Origin of the sequence: Thermoproteus uzoniensis 768-20 (assembly GCF_000193375.1) — an archaeon.
In the GTDB taxonomy this organism is placed as follows: Archaea; Thermoproteota; Thermoprotei; order Thermoproteales; family Thermoproteaceae; genus Thermoproteus; species Thermoproteus uzoniensis_A.
The window spans coordinates 1,072,007-1,084,474 of sequence record NC_015315.1; the positions used below are offsets into that span (position 1 = coordinate 1,072,007).

At 62.4% G+C, this 12,468-nt stretch carries 19 protein-coding genes; 9 read left to right on the forward strand and 10 right to left on the reverse strand.

From position 1 onward, the window contains the following. Positions 1 to 7: 7 nt before the first annotated feature. On the forward strand, positions 8 to 379 hold the full coding sequence (locus tag TUZN_RS05965) for a HEPN domain-containing protein (protein ID WP_237698286.1): 372 nt from the start codon (positions 8 to 10) through the stop codon (positions 377 to 379). Here the strand turns inward: TUZN_RS05965 and TUZN_RS05970 are convergent. Further along, positions 376 to 1,029, reverse strand: coding sequence for a hypothetical protein (locus TUZN_RS05970; RefSeq protein WP_013680055.1), 654 nt, complete (start codon positions 1,027 to 1,029; stop codon positions 376 to 378). The genes TUZN_RS05965 and TUZN_RS05970 overlap by 4 nt on opposite strands. A 42-nt stretch (positions 1,030 to 1,071) precedes the next feature. Next, a complete protein-coding gene (locus TUZN_RS05975; protein WP_013680056.1) occupies positions 1,072 to 1,824 on the reverse strand; it encodes a hypothetical protein in 753 nt (250 codons plus the stop codon). 110 nt (positions 1,825 to 1,934) lie between these two features. On the opposite strand from TUZN_RS05975, the gene TUZN_RS05980 reads away from it, so the two are divergent. Next, a complete protein-coding gene (locus TUZN_RS05980) occupies positions 1,935 to 2,999 on the forward strand; it encodes an amidohydrolase family protein (protein ID WP_013680057.1) in 1,065 nt (354 codons plus the stop codon). 41 nt (positions 3,000 to 3,040) lie between these two features. Beyond that, positions 3,041 to 3,811 (forward strand): apurinic/apyrimidinic endonuclease family protein, encoded by a 771-nt coding sequence (locus TUZN_RS05985; protein ID WP_013680058.1) that lies wholly within the window; start codon positions 3,041 to 3,043, stop codon positions 3,809 to 3,811. A 15-nt stretch (positions 3,812 to 3,826) separates the two neighbouring features. On the opposite strand, the gene TUZN_RS05990 is transcribed toward TUZN_RS05985, so the two are convergent. Continuing rightward, positions 3,827 to 4,042, reverse strand: a complete 216-nt coding sequence (locus TUZN_RS05990; protein WP_013680059.1) for a hypothetical protein — start codon at positions 4,040 to 4,042, stop codon at positions 3,827 to 3,829. Positions 4,043 to 4,183: 141 nt separating this feature from the next. Continuing rightward, positions 4,184 to 4,591, reverse strand: coding sequence for an HIT family protein (locus TUZN_RS05995; RefSeq protein WP_013680060.1), 408 nt, complete (start codon positions 4,589 to 4,591; stop codon positions 4,184 to 4,186). Between the two features lie 77 nt (positions 4,592 to 4,668). On the opposite strand from TUZN_RS05995, the gene TUZN_RS06000 reads away from it, so the two are divergent. Then, entirely contained in the window at positions 4,669 to 5,115 is a 447-nt protein-coding gene (locus TUZN_RS06000; RefSeq protein WP_052886130.1) for a MaoC/PaaZ C-terminal domain-containing protein, read from the forward strand. Then, entirely contained in the window at positions 5,097 to 5,780 is a 684-nt protein-coding gene (locus TUZN_RS06005) for an SAM-dependent methyltransferase (protein ID WP_013680062.1), read from the forward strand. Before TUZN_RS06000 ends, TUZN_RS06005 begins: the two co-directional genes overlap by 19 nt. Before the next feature lie 237 nt (positions 5,781 to 6,017). On the opposite strand, the gene TUZN_RS06010 is transcribed toward TUZN_RS06005, so the two are convergent. Further along, positions 6,018 to 6,236: a hypothetical protein gene (locus TUZN_RS06010; protein WP_013680063.1), complete on the reverse strand. Its 219-nt coding sequence runs from the start codon at positions 6,234 to 6,236 to the stop codon at positions 6,018 to 6,020. A 251-nt stretch (positions 6,237 to 6,487) separates the two neighbouring features. On the opposite strand from TUZN_RS06010, the gene infB reads away from it, so the two are divergent. Then, positions 6,488 to 8,263 (forward strand): translation initiation factor IF-2, encoded by a 1,776-nt coding sequence (gene infB / locus TUZN_RS06015; protein WP_013680064.1) that lies wholly within the window; start codon positions 6,488 to 6,490, stop codon positions 8,261 to 8,263. 40 nt (positions 8,264 to 8,303) lie between these two features. Continuing rightward, a complete protein-coding gene (locus tag TUZN_RS06020; RefSeq protein ID WP_013680065.1) occupies positions 8,304 to 8,954 on the forward strand; it encodes a diacylglycerol/polyprenol kinase family protein in 651 nt (216 codons plus the stop codon). Here the strand turns inward: TUZN_RS06020 and TUZN_RS06025 are convergent. The 4 genes from TUZN_RS06025 to TUZN_RS06040 all read right to left on the reverse strand — a co-directional run bounded on the left by TUZN_RS06025 (position 8,951) and on the right by TUZN_RS06040 (position 11,051). Next, positions 8,951 to 9,400: a 30S ribosomal protein S6e gene (locus TUZN_RS06025; protein WP_013680066.1), complete on the reverse strand. Its 450-nt coding sequence runs from the start codon at positions 9,398 to 9,400 to the stop codon at positions 8,951 to 8,953. The two genes, TUZN_RS06020 and TUZN_RS06025, sit on opposite strands and share 4 nt — an antisense overlap. 69 nt (positions 9,401 to 9,469) lie before the next feature. After that, complete coding sequence (locus TUZN_RS06030) at positions 9,470 to 9,712, reverse strand: Lrp/AsnC family transcriptional regulator (protein WP_052886131.1); 243 nt, start codon at positions 9,710 to 9,712, stop codon at positions 9,470 to 9,472. Between the two features lie 48 nt (positions 9,713 to 9,760). Next, positions 9,761 to 10,621: a heme o synthase gene (cyoE, locus tag TUZN_RS06035; RefSeq protein ID WP_052886132.1), complete on the reverse strand. Its 861-nt coding sequence runs from the start codon at positions 10,619 to 10,621 to the stop codon at positions 9,761 to 9,763. 148 nt (positions 10,622 to 10,769) lie between these two features. Further along, positions 10,770 to 11,051, reverse strand: a complete 282-nt coding sequence (locus tag TUZN_RS06040; protein ID WP_013680069.1) for a hypothetical protein — start codon at positions 11,049 to 11,051, stop codon at positions 10,770 to 10,772. Positions 11,052 to 11,095: 44 nt separating this feature from the next. On the opposite strand from TUZN_RS06040, the gene TUZN_RS06045 reads away from it, so the two are divergent. Together TUZN_RS06045 and TUZN_RS06050 are read left to right on the forward strand one after the other, a co-directional pair. Beyond that, positions 11,096 to 11,449, forward strand: a complete 354-nt coding sequence (locus TUZN_RS06045) for a hypothetical protein (protein WP_013680070.1) — start codon at positions 11,096 to 11,098, stop codon at positions 11,447 to 11,449. Positions 11,450 to 11,465: 16 nt separating this feature from the next. Then, positions 11,466 to 12,212 carry an SDR family oxidoreductase gene (locus tag TUZN_RS06050; protein ID WP_013680071.1) on the forward strand — a complete coding sequence of 249 codons (747 nt, stop codon included), beginning with the start codon at positions 11,466 to 11,468 and terminating at the stop codon, positions 12,210 to 12,212. On the opposite strand, the gene TUZN_RS06055 is transcribed toward TUZN_RS06050, so the two are convergent. Continuing rightward, positions 12,209 to 12,433 (reverse strand): hypothetical protein, encoded by a 225-nt coding sequence (locus TUZN_RS06055; protein WP_013680072.1) that lies wholly within the window; start codon positions 12,431 to 12,433, stop codon positions 12,209 to 12,211. The two genes, TUZN_RS06050 and TUZN_RS06055, sit on opposite strands and share 4 nt — an antisense overlap. Positions 12,434 to 12,468: the final 35 nt, after the last annotated feature.

Below are 12,468 nucleotides of genomic sequence, written 5' to 3' on the forward strand. Positions count from 1 at the left end.
GGAGAGGATAAGACACGCCCGCGAGGCGTCTGCGGGCGGGAACTACCCGTACGCCGTGAGGCAGTGTCAAGAGGCCGTGGAGCTCTTGCTGAAGGCCGCCTTGAGGATAGTAGGGATCGAGCCGCCGAAATGGCGCGACGTGGGGCCTATCTTGAGGGGGGATAAATTCCCCCGATGGTTTCGAGAACACGTCGACCGGCTCGCCTCTATATCCAGGCGTCTGAGGAAGGAGAGGGAGCTGGCCATGTACGGGGACGAGGACAGCGGAGTTCCGCCCGAGGAGCTGTACACGGCCGAAGACGCGGAGCAGTACCTAAGGGATGCGGAGCTGGCGGCCGACTTAGTTCTTAAGCTGTTCGAGGAGGCCGCCCGCCGTTAGTACCAGGCCCTGGTCAGATCCACCTTTATTATCAGGAGAGGCTCCGAGGTCTTGCCGAGCCCCCTCACCCTCTTGATTATCCTCTCGGCGAGCGCCCCCTCCTTGTACTTGGCAAGCGCCTTCTCTAGGCCGTAGGCGTCCAGCATGGCGCTGGCCTCCTCCCTGATTATGTAATCGGCGATTTGGTCTAAGCCGGCCAGCTCCCCCGCCTTGATGAGCTGGGAGACCGTGAAGAGCTGGAGCCCCAAGTGGTCTATCTTGGAGAGGAACTCGTCCAGGTTCTTGTTAGGCCTAAAGCCCTCCTCGCCCATGGTCGCCCTCTTGAAGTCCTCGTCGGTGAAGACCAGCCGCACCCTCTGCCTCCACTTAGCCGACCACATGACGACCCACTCGGAGGCCAGCTCAGCTATCTTGGGCCAACGCTCAGTTATGTAGACGCAGAGCCTCAGACGCGCCTTGTCCTCCCTGAACTTCTGGGCCATATACACCCCGGACTTGTAGGCCAGATAGTGGAGGAAGTCCCTCAGGGCTATGTCCACCACCGTCTCCAGCTCCCGCCTGGGCATATCCCAGTAGTACTCCGACAGAGCTCCCTCCAAGAGCTCCCTCACGTTCTCCACCGCGGCGTCGAAGTTGCAATACGGCTCCATGGCCTCTATACGCGATGGATATTTAAAAGCTCTCTCCCCACACTACAACCACTTCAAGATCTCCTCAGTAATTTTTTCATATACTCTACTCAGTGAGAGGTATATATAATATTTATTCAAGAAATATCTATATATTTTGGTCAAGATGGCGCGGTCCGCGGAGAACTCTATGCCGTAGTCTATAGAGAGCAACACCAGCCCCTCGGCGGGGGCGCTGGGCACGGGCCCCCCTCCGCCGCTCTCCAACAGGCGCCGGACGTCGTCGATGCCCAAGACGCCGCGGCCCACGGCCAGCAAAGCCCAGACTATCTTCCTCAACATCTTGTTCCTGAAGCCTTTCCCCCTGAACGCGATCTCTATGTAGGCCCCTCTATCCTCCACCTCTATCGAATATATGGTCGTAACCGCATCGCGGACTCCCTTGGCGAAGTTCCTGTAGTCGTGGGTGCCCACGAAGAGCGAGGCCGCCTCCCTCACTAAGCCTAGGTCCTCGCCCCTATAGGGGGCGAAGTAGACGTAGGTCCTAGCCCGCGCCCTCCTCGGGTTGAACCCCTCGGGCACCTCGGCGTATCCCCAGACCCACACGCCCCTCGGGAGCTCCGCGTTGATCTGGCCCAAGGGCTTCAAGGACCTCGCCACGACGACGTTGCCGAGGGCCGAGACGCCGGGATCCGTGCGCGAGCCTCTGCCCAGCAGAGGGCCCAAGGCCCTGGCCAGCGCGGGCTCCACAGACCTCTCGTGGCCCGTGAAGCCGTAGAACAAGGACCCGTCGTAGGCGACGAGGTAGGCAATCACCGGCGCTAGTCGGGCCGTATTTAAAATTTCATCCGCTACGGCCGAGCCGCCCCGGGCCCGGCTCCGACAGCCGACGCGCCAACGTTTTAAGGGCCGGCAGATCGGCCTCCGTGGTCGTCGTGAGGGCTAAATACGTGCTGTGGGGGGCCGACCTTGAGGTTGTGGAGGACGGCGTCGTGGAGGTAGACGACGAGGGGAAGGTGGCGGGGATCGGGAAGTACTCCGGCCAGATCTCGCTGGACTTAGGCAACGCCGTCTTGATGCCCCAGCTGGTGGACGCCCACATACACCCCCTCGACGTTGCTATGGCCGACCGCGACGACTACTACATAGACGATCTGGTCGGCTGGCCCCACGGCGTGAAGTACCACTTCTTGAGGAGGCTGGTGGCCAAGAGGAGGCATCTGAGGCCGCTGGAGGCGTTGGCCAGGAGGGCGAGGAGGTACGGGATCGGCTGCGTTGTGGCCTACGCCGAATATGCGGCCGGCGACGTGGAGGCGGCCTTCAAGAAATACGGCGTCGACGCCTTGGCCTTCCAGGAGGCCCACGGCGACATGCCGGAACACCCCTACGTGCAAGTCGCGTCGCCTCTAGACCACCCGCCTGAGTACCTCAAAGAGCTCAGGAGGAGGCACAAGCTCGTCTCGACCCACGTGTCGGAGACGGAGGACTGCCACGAGGCCGGCGACCTCGACCTAGCGCTGAAGATCCTCGACGCGGACGTCCTCGTCCACCTAGTCTACGCCACGGCGGAGGAGATCGAGGCGATACCGAGAGGGAAGGCCGTGGTGATAAACCCGAGGGCGAACGCCTACTTTGTCGGGAGGCTTCCCGACGTCCCGTCGTTGATGCCGTTGAGGCCTCTGCTGGGGACCGACAACGCCTTCGTCAACGAGCCCGACATATGGGCTGAGGTGAAATTCCTCCACGCATACGGGAGGACCAGGGGATGGGACCTCGACGAGCGGGACCTCCTCAAGATGGCCACAACGTGGCCTTGGGAGAAGCTGAGGTGCGGGTCGCCGATAGACGTGGGGCTGAGGGCCAAGGCGCTCGCCGTAGCCCTCCCGTACCCGACCCACAACGTATACAAATTCCTCGCGAGGAGAGCCGGGGCACAGGACGTCTTGGCGTTCATAGAGGGGGACGAGGTGGTCTTCCAGCACGAGATCTAGGCGGCGGGAAAGCAATTTATATACGGAAGGCGCTCGTTGGCGTGGACGTGGCCGTCTACGTGAGGAGGGGCGCCAGAGCTAAGGCAATCGTTGAGATCGCCCAGAGCCTCGGCCTCCCCCACGTCCTCGACCTCGGCGGGCTCCGGCTGGACAAATCGCCGTATCTGCACGCGGTGGAGCTCGACCTGGAGCTGGCGGCTCCGCCCTCCGCCCTGGTGATGCCCCCGGCGGACGACGTATACAAGCCCGTGTTGATAGCAGATCTCTTGAACGTGAGGAGGATCTTTCTGCCCCCGCCGCCCACCGTCGACGATCTGGCCCGCGTATACGACGAGGCCGCAACATACGGCGTGGAGGTGGTGTGGCTCTACGGGAGGCCTCCCCTCGCCAGGCCCGAGGATGTTGAGGCCGTCGCCGAGGCGGTCCACCCGAGGGCGGCCAGGATAGTCTACGACGTCGTCTCGGCGAGATCCAGCAAGGAGATCGTCAAGACCTTGGTGTCGTTGCAGGGGTATATGGCCTCTATGTACCTCTCCAACAGGAAGGGCCGGCGCGGCCCGAGGCTTCCGCCGTTCGACGTAGACGGCGTCATAAACTACTCCGACGTGGTCCAGGCCGCGTTGTTGTTGCAGTGGGACGGACAGTACGTGTTGAGGATGGCGCCGCAGTTCGCCGACAAGCTGTCCCTGCAGGTGGCGGTTCTGAACGAGATCGCCGAGACTTTCAGAAGCGCCGGGAAGGCCTCCAAGAAGGTCCAGAGAATGGTCGCCGAGGTCCTCGACGAGATATTCGCCAGCAGCGGCTTGGAGTAGGCCGCGGGCGCGCCGTCATATAACCAGCGGTATCCTCGCCTCCCTCGCCCTCTCGAGGAACTCCTCCACCCCCAGCCCGGCGAGCCTCGCCGCAGTTCTGAAATCGCCCGTCTTCACGTAGTACCTCAACGCCGCCCTCAGACGGGGAGGTAGCCTCTCTATATAGGCCCAATCGGCCTCCCTCCTCCTAATCTCCCGTGCCTCCTCCAGAAGCTGGATCCACTCGTCCACGGAAATTATCTGGCGGAGATATAAAACCCTGATACCCGTCTCGGATCAATCCCCTTAAAAAGCCCGATCTCGGCCAACACATGCCGTGCAAGAGCAAGAAGAAGGAAGGACAGGCCAAACAGTCCTGATTTTTGGGCGGCCCTATCCCTGCGCCAGGGCCGATTTAAGTTTCTCGACCACCTCCCTGGCCGTCTCCTCCTTGATCTCGTCCCTCCCGTGCCACAGCAACTTGTCGCCCCACCTAGGTATCACGTGGACGTGGTAGTGGAATATTATCTGGCCCGCCTCCCTCCCCGCGTTGGTCACTATGTTCACGCCCCTCGCGCCCAGCTTCTTCCAAATCCTGGCGAACTTGGCGGCGATGGCGAACGACTTGACGACGAGGTCGTCTGGCGTATCAATCACGCTCTCGTAGTGGGCCTTGGTCACGACGAGTAGGTGGCCGTAGGACGCCGGGTATTTATCCAGTATCACCACGACGTCGTCGTCCTCGTACACCCTCCACGCCGGGGCCTCGCCCTTGACTATCTTGCAGAATATGCAGTCCATAGACCACGGAAGGACGGCCTAGATAAACTTTTTCAGACTGCGAGGCGTCGGCTTAAAATATATCTGTGGTCTGGCCTATGGGTCTCGCGTTTGAGGACTTCGAGGTGGGGGCCCGGTTTAGGTCTCACGGAGTTACGGTGACTGAGGCCCACGTGTCGGCGTTCGCGTGGCTCACGGGCGACTGGAACCCGCTCCACGTCGATGGGGAATTCGCCAAGTCGACGATATTCGGCGAGAGGATAGCCCACGGCATGCTCACGGCCTCGCTCGCGCTCGGCCTCTTCGCGCAGTACCTCTACGGCACTGTCATAGCCCTCCTCGAGGCCTCGGCGCGTTTCCTCAAGCCCGTCAAGATAGGAGACACAATATACGTAGAGACCGAGGTTGTGGACAAGAGGCCTTCGGAGAAGTACAGAGGGGGCGTCGTGCACCTCCGCCACGAGGTCAAAAACCAGCGCGGGGAGACGGCGGCGGTCGTGGAGACCAAGGTCCTGGTCGCGGGGCGATGGCGCGGCTCTACTTAGTGGGGCTGGGCCTCTCGCCCGCCTACATGACCGAGGAGGCGAGGCGCGCGCTGGGGGACTCAGACTGCGTCTTCGCCGACGTCTACACCAGCTACTTCGACTTCGCGGCGCTCGGCATCGCGGCGAGACCTCTGGACAGGAAGGAGCTGGAGGACAGAGGGGGGGCCGCCGTGGAGGAGTGCCTCAGGGCCGGGAGGAACGCGGCGCTGTTAGTGCCCGGCGACCCCCTGGCGGCTACGGCCCACGCGGCGCTCGTGGCCTCCTTGAGGCGGAAGGGGTACGAGGTGGTCGTGGTGCCCGGCGTCTCGGCCATATGCGCCGCCATGTCGGCGGCGTGCCTCTCCATATACAAGCTGGGCGGCGTGGCCACGGTGACATACCCCAGGATGGGGGTCTACTCGACGAGGCCCTACGAGCTGGCCGAACAGAACCTCTCCAGAGGCCTCCACACGCTCCTCCTCCTCGACATAAGAGACGACGGGGGGTTCATGACGCCGTCGGAGGCCGCCCGGATCCTCCTCGAGCTGGAGAGGCGCGAGGGCAGAGGGTCTTCGTGGGCGACAGGCTCGTGGCCGTGGCCTACAAGCTCGGCTGGCCGGGAGGCGGCGCCGCGGCGGGCACCCTCGCCGAGCTGGCGGAGTCGCGGCTCCCTCCGCCCGCGGTGATAATCGTCCCGTCGAGGCTGGGCCCCGTGGAGGAGGAGTGCCTCTCCACACTGCCCAGAATAGGCGCTACGCCTCCCGCCTAGGACGGCCGCCGCGGCAAGTCGGCCGAGGGCCGGAGACGCCGAGCCCAGACGCATGCGCCAAGTCCACAACGCGGCGATCGGCCGCTGATGGACAGCCCCGTCCGGGCGCCGTAGGCCAAAAGAAAGGGATCGAGGAGAGAAAAACAGGTTTTCCCTAAGTGCAGGGGGTGTAGTAGGCTACTATGCTCATCCAGGCCGACGACGGGCCGTACTCTATGGTCCTGTACGGTGTCGTGTAGCCCGCGTAGTAGACGTATAGGGTGTAGGGCGTGCCGAACGGGCCGTAGTTGAAGACGTCCGGAACATCTATGACGGCGGGCTGACGCGTTGGGGTGCTGTTAACTACTCCGTAGTCGCTACTGAGCAACGCCACTTGTCCGCTCCATAAGAGGTCGCTCGCGGCCCGCCCCGCCAGAGCAGGATATACGATCCTTGCGTTAAGACGCGCCGGGCGTGCTGGAGGCCTAAAGGCCCGTCTTCGCGTAGGCTCTGCCGGAATCCGCGCCAGCGGGTATCTAGAACGCGTCTACCTCGGGCCGCGTTGCCTCGGATGTCGGCTTGTCTGCTGGCGCGGCTCCGGCCGCCGTCCGAGGTATAAATTTATAGATAGGCGGGGTAGTCGCCATGGCCGGCATACGTTCGCCGATAGCCGTCGTCGTGGGCCACGTGGATGTGGGGAAGACGCTCCTCCTCGACAAGATCAGGGGAACCGCCGTGGCCTATAGGGAGCCCGGCATGATCACTCAACACATAGGCATGTCGTTCGTGCCGTGGGGCGCGGTGGAGAGGTTCGCCGGCCCTCTGGTGGACCGCCTGAGGCTCCGGGGGAGGATATGGATACCCGGCTTCCTCTTCATAGACACCCCGGGCCACGCGGCGTTCTCCAACCTCAGGAAGCGCGGCGGCTCGGTGGCCGACGTCGCGGTCCTCGTGGTCGACATAACCTCGGGCCTCGAGGAGCAGGGCCTAGAGTCCCTCAACCTCATTAGGGCCAGGGGGGTCCCGTTCGTCATAGCCGCAAACAAGCTGGACAGGATATACGGGTGGCAGTCGGAGGAGAATAGGCCGTTTCTCTTCGCGGTGGAGAGGCAGGAGTGGCACGCCGTGGCCCAGCTCGAGGAGCAGATAGGCAGGCTGATAGACCAGCTCTCGAGGCTCGGGATAGAGGCCGACCGCTACGACAGGGTGAGGGACTTCGCGACGCAGGTGCCCATAGTCCCTACCAGCGCTGTGACTGGCGAGGGCGTGGCCGACCTGTTGTTGGTGCTGGCGGGAGTGTCGCAACGTTTCGTGTCCAAGGAGAGGCTGACGGTGCGGGACGGCCCCGCCAGGGGGGTCGTCATGGAGGTGAAGGAGGAGAGGGGTCTGGGGACTGTCGCCGACGTGATAATATACGACGGGGTTCTGCGGAGGGGCGACACGGTGGTGACCGCTGGCCTGCAGGGGCCCATTACGGCCAAGGTCAAAATGTTGATAGTGCCGAAGCCCCTAGACGAGATGAGGGATCCCGAGGACAGATACAAGTACGTGGACGAGGTTAGGGCGGCCGTGGGCGTGAGGATAGTGGGCGAGGGGCTGGAGGGCGTGGTGCCGGGGGCTCCCATAGTCGCCGTAGAGGGCTCTCTGGAGGAGGCCGTGAAGGCAGTCGGCGAGGAGATCGCCGCGGTCAAGATAGAGTCCGACAAGGAGGGCGTCGTGGCGAAGGCCGACACCTTCGGCACGCTGGAGAGCATGGTCCTCTTCTTGAGGCAGTCGAACATACCCGTCAGGAGAGCCGACGTGGGGCCGCCCAGCCACAAAGACGTCGTGGAGGCCGCGCTGTCGAGGAGGAGGGACCCGGCGTACGGCGCCATATTGGCCTTCAACGTGAGGGTCCCGCCCGAGGTGGAGAAGGAGGCGCAGTCCAGCGGGGTCAAGATAGTGAGGGGCGAGATACTCTACAAGGTGGTGGACGAGTACCTTAGGTGGGCCAACGAGCTGAAGGCCAAGGCATTGGAGGCCGCTCTGTCCCAGCTGGTCAGGCCCGGCGTCGTGCAGCTCCTCCCGGGCTATGTCTTCAGGAGGAGGGACCCTGTCATAGTCGGCGTGAGGGTGGTCAAGGGCACCATAAAGCCGGGCTACCTCCTCGTGAGGCAAGACGGGAGGGAGGTGGGCAAAATACAGCAGATACAGAGCCACGGCGCCCCGGTCCAAGAGGCGAAGGTGGGGGACGAGGTGGCCATCTCCATAGCGGGAGACGTTATGGTGGGGCGCCAGATAAAGGAGGGCGATTTCCTGTACGTCTACGTGCCAGAGGACCACCTCAAGCAGTGGCTTCTGCAGTACAGACAATATCTGAGGGGCGACGAGCGCGAGGCCTTGGACGAATACGCCCAGATCCGCAAGAACTGGCGCAAGTAGGTTCGACAGAAGACTAAAATATTCGGGAGTGGGACATGCCATGGTGTCCGCCTCCGATCTGGCCTACGCCGCGGTCTTCCTAGTCTGGATCCTCTTCCTCTCGGCCTACCTCACGAGGAAGCTCTACGAGCGCTGGACTGCCCGGGGCATGGCGCCCACGCGCGCGGTCTACTTCAACCGGAAGATAATACATATACTGGCCGGCGGCCTCGTGGCGGTCTCCCTCCCGTTGTTCTCAAGCTGGGCGATCCCCGTGGCCATGGCCCTTCTGCTGAGCGTCTTTCTGTACATACCCAGGAGGGCCGGGAGGCTGATGTACTGGTTCCAGACGCCCGACAACGCTTACGAGATCCACTTCACGCTGTCCTGGGCTCTGATAGTCTTCTTGACCTGGGCAGTGCTCGGGGATCTCAACATAGGCATAGCGGCTATCTCCTTCATGGCCTTCGGCGACGCCGCCACGGGCATAGTCAGGAACGCGTTGTTCGGGAGGAGGACCAAGTCGTGGTGGGGGAACCTAGCCATGGCGGCCGTCTCTATACCCATAGGCTACGTATACGCAGGGCCTATCGGGGCCCTTGCCGGCGCCGTGGCCAGCGTGGTGGAGCACTTCGAGTGGCCGCCTGTGGACGACAACGTAACTGTCCCCGTGGTGTCCTTCGTTATAATGCTCCTGCCGAGGCTCCTCTAGGACTGTTGCCCCTCGGCTTGTTGTTGGCCGGTCAGCCTGGCCGCCTCCTTGACGCCGACGGCTATGGCCGGCGGCCCCCTATAGCCCTCGGGGTAGACCAACACGGTGTTTATCTGCACTATTTGGTCCGATATTGTGTTGCCCCTCACTAGCTTCTTCTTGCGCTCGCCCTCCTTCCTTGGCTTGTAGCCGGGCCCTCCGGAGAGTATGGCGTATTTCTTCACCTGCCCGGGCACGCCCGGCAACATCGGCGCGCCCTCTATGCCGCTACCGCCTGTTATCAACAGCCTGGCGCCTTGCGGCGCCTTCAAATCGGGCAAGATGGAGGCGTCGACGTAGTCGCCTATCTTCAGCCCTATAAACCTCTGGGCGGCCGGGTCCTTCACCTCCAGCTGAATCGCCTTTCCGCTCATGGGGTCCGACACCACTACCTTGAAGGTCGGCACGAGGCGCCACCACCAACACTATAAATAGTTTGCCCCGCCGTCGACGCGCCGGTCTTGAAAAAGGGGAAGCTATTTAATTATGGACTTGGCTATTATCAAGGTCGTCGTGCTCCTGATCTTGGGTATTTTCCTTATCTTGTCGGAGACTATCTTCCGCAGATTCTCCGTGGTGTCCGTGGAGATCCGCACCACTAGGTCGTAGGGCCCGTAGACTATCATGGCCTCCTTTACCTCCGGCATCTTGGACAACACGTCGAGGATCTCGTCCTCGGCGCCTATGTCGGTATTTATAAACACGAACGCGTCGACCATAGACCTCTCCACGCCCGTCCTTATAAACATGCCGCCTCAGACCACTTGTTATACCAACAGAGCTATGAAGAAGAAGGTCAACAGAGGGCTACTTATCTTGAAAACGCGCCAGAACGCCCTATCGCTCCTCTCGCGGAGCGCCGATATGCCGAGCATCAACGCCGCGACGGCGACGGGCGCCATGACCGCCGCCCCTAGGAGCCCGTTGAAGGCGTAGGCCAACGCCCACATGTACGCGGCCGAGGCCGCGTCGAGAGCCGCGATGAGAGACACGGCCCTGTCCTCGGGCAGCACGGCGGTCAGCATAGGCACCCCCGCCTCTCTGTACTCGTCGCGGTAGACGTAGGCGAGGGACCATATGTGGGCCGGGATCCACACGTATATCGCCATGGACTCGAGGAAGGCCTCTAGGGTCATGGGCCTCGTTGCGAGCCAGCCGGAGAGATAAGCGGCGTTCCCCGCAAAGCCGCCCCAGAGTATGTTGGACCAATGCCTCCTCTTGAGCAGTATCGTATACACCACCGAGTAGAACAGCCAGCCCGCCGCCACGGCGGCCGTGGCCGACGGTCCCAGCCAGATCCAGGATAGGGCTAGGCCGGAGAGCGATAGGGCTAGGGAATAGGCCAGCGCGGCGCCGGGCCTCAGCCTGCCGCTGGGCAGAGGCCTCCCCGACGTCCTGCCCATCTTCGCGTCTATGTCTCTCTCCCAGTACTGGTTGAAGGCCGCAGAGCCGCCGGTGGAGAGGAGGCCCACTACGGCGAGCTCGGCGATCTTCGCCCAAGAGATGTTCGGCGATGCCGCCACGACGTAGCCTATCAGCGACGATAGGATTAAAAGCCAGATGACCTTAGGCTTCATCAAGACGAGGTAGTCCCTAACGACCTCCACCTCCGGCCTCCTCCAAGCCATGTGGGTCCACGTTTGGCTAAAATAAAATTTTTTACTATTTTTCGACCGCATTGAGGCAGAAGCAGAACCTAGAAACGTCGCGGCCGCAGCCGCCTAGGTGGCGGCCGCCCATATGCCCCGCCTCGGGGGTCGTTAATTATTACTTAGGTTAAAAATTCTCTATGTACTGGATCCAGAGCTCGAGATCCCTCAAGTCTATCGGCTCCTCTCTGTCGCCGGCCTTGACGTATGCCTTGGTGAACTCGACGTAGTCGCCCCTTTTGATCCCCCTTATCACGATCTGTCTGCCCTCGCCGCCCTCGCCTATCCCCGCGGCCTCGTCCATGGACGGCGTGGCGAAGTAGAGCTCTACCGAGTCGCCGATTTCCCTCACGGCGTAGCCCGGCGTAGACTCGACGTACCTCCTCAACTTGTCGTAGGAAACCCGCACGGGAGTCGGAGGATATTGATATAAATCGATTTTCCTAAGGCTATATGCTTCCGGCCTCCGTTCTGAGGCAACTGTACGTCCAGGGAAGTCTGAGGAACGGCCCCGACGGCGCTGAGTTCAAGCTGAGGAACATGCTGGCGCCTGCCACCATAGTCGACTTGAGGATATCGGTGGACGACGCCGCCGTTCCCAAGGACAAGATCGAGGTGGTCACGTCCTCGGGCAGATACCCGGCGGCCCAGCTGGAGCAGCAAGGCTATAAGTTCTCGGTCAGAGACGAGGTTACGGTAGTTCTCAAGGGGCTTACGCTCGGGAGCGGGCCCCACAAGATAGAGATAAAGGCGAGGACGCGGGAGTGGGGCGAGCTCTCCTTCGACGTCACGGACGTCCCTCGGTAACCCCCCTCTTTTCTCCATGGGAGTTGCCATAGTCACGGGATCCGGCCGCGGCATAGGGAGGGCGGTAGCGGTCAGGCTGGCGCGCGACGGGTACAAGGTTATCGTTAACGCCAAGCGGGGGAGGGAGGAGGCCGAGGAGACCTTGAGGCTGGTGAGGCAGGCGGGGGGCGACGGCGCCGTTGTCGTGGCCGACGTGGCGACGCGCGAGGGGTGTAGGCGGCTCGTCGGCGAGGCGTTGGGCCTCTTCGGCGGGCTCGACGTGTTGGTCAACAACGCCGGCCTCGGCCTCTACTCGCGCTTCCTCGACGCCGACGAGAAGCTCGTGGAGAAGCAGATAGAGGTCACCTTCAAGTCCGTGGTCTACTGCTCGCAGGAGGCGGCGAGGGCTATGCGGGACGGCGGCGTCATAGTGAACGTGGCCTCGATCGCCGGCATTGCGCCTTTCTACGGGCTGTCCATATACAGCGCCATGAAGGCCGCGGTGATAAATCTGACTAAGGCGCTCGCCGTAGAGCTCGCGCCCAAGATACGCGTCAACGCGGTGGCTCCAGGCGTGGTGAGGACAAAGATGGGGGACAGCCTCCTGGCCCTCCTAGGCCTCGACGAGGCGGAATACGCCAAGAGGTACACCCTGCTGGGGCGCCTCGTCTCGCCCGAGGACGTGGCTGAGGCCGTGGTCGCCCTGATTAAGATACCGACTATAACCGGCCAGACGCTGGTCGTGGACTCCGGCGAGTCCTTAAAACACGGCTCGGCCCTCTAGGCCGGAGGCTCCGACTCGGCGAATTTCAGAAAGGCCTCGAGCTCCTCAACGCTCATATGGGCAACGCCCAGGCGTTTGGCCAAGGCCTCGTCGCCGACCACAAGCACAAAGGAGCCCTTTAGCCTCTCCGGCTCGACCGAGCCGTCTAAAACGGAGAAGCCGAGCCTCCTCAAGGCCTCGGCCTGTTCTCTAGATATCCGGCCTACGACGATGGGCCTCACGGCGTCCGCCTACAGTGCGTCCGAAAAATTTTGCG

Bases quoted from the DNA above. Each gene is read 5' to 3' on its own strand.
- TUZN_RS05970 (WP_013680055.1), bottom strand. From the start codon at position 1,029: ATGGAGCCGTATTGCAACTTCGACGCCGCGGTGGAGAACGTGAGGGAG.
- TUZN_RS05995 (WP_013680060.1), bottom strand. From the start codon at position 4,591: ATGGACTGCATATTCTGCAAGATAGTCAAGGGCGAGGCCCCGGCGTGG.
- TUZN_RS06000 (WP_052886130.1), top strand. From the start codon at position 4,669: ATGGGTCTCGCGTTTGAGGACTTCGAGGTGGGGGCCCGGTTTAGGTCT.
- TUZN_RS06005 (WP_013680062.1), top strand. From the start codon at position 5,097: ATGGCGCGGCTCTACTTAGTGGGGCTGGGCCTCTCGCCCGCCTACATG.
- infB (WP_013680064.1), top strand. From the start codon at position 6,488: ATGGCCGGCATACGTTCGCCGATAGCCGTCGTCGTGGGCCACGTGGAT.
- TUZN_RS06020 (WP_013680065.1), top strand. From the start codon at position 8,304: ATGGTGTCCGCCTCCGATCTGGCCTACGCCGCGGTCTTCCTAGTCTGG.
- TUZN_RS06030 (WP_052886131.1), bottom strand. From the start codon at position 9,712: ATGGTCGACGCGTTCGTGTTTATAAATACCGACATAGGCGCCGAGGAC.
- cyoE (WP_052886132.1), bottom strand. From the start codon at position 10,621: ATGGCTTGGAGGAGGCCGGAGGTGGAGGTCGTTAGGGACTACCTCGTC.
- TUZN_RS06045 (WP_013680070.1), top strand. From the start codon at position 11,096: ATGCTTCCGGCCTCCGTTCTGAGGCAACTGTACGTCCAGGGAAGTCTG.
- TUZN_RS06050 (WP_013680071.1), top strand. From the start codon at position 11,466: ATGGGAGTTGCCATAGTCACGGGATCCGGCCGCGGCATAGGGAGGGCG.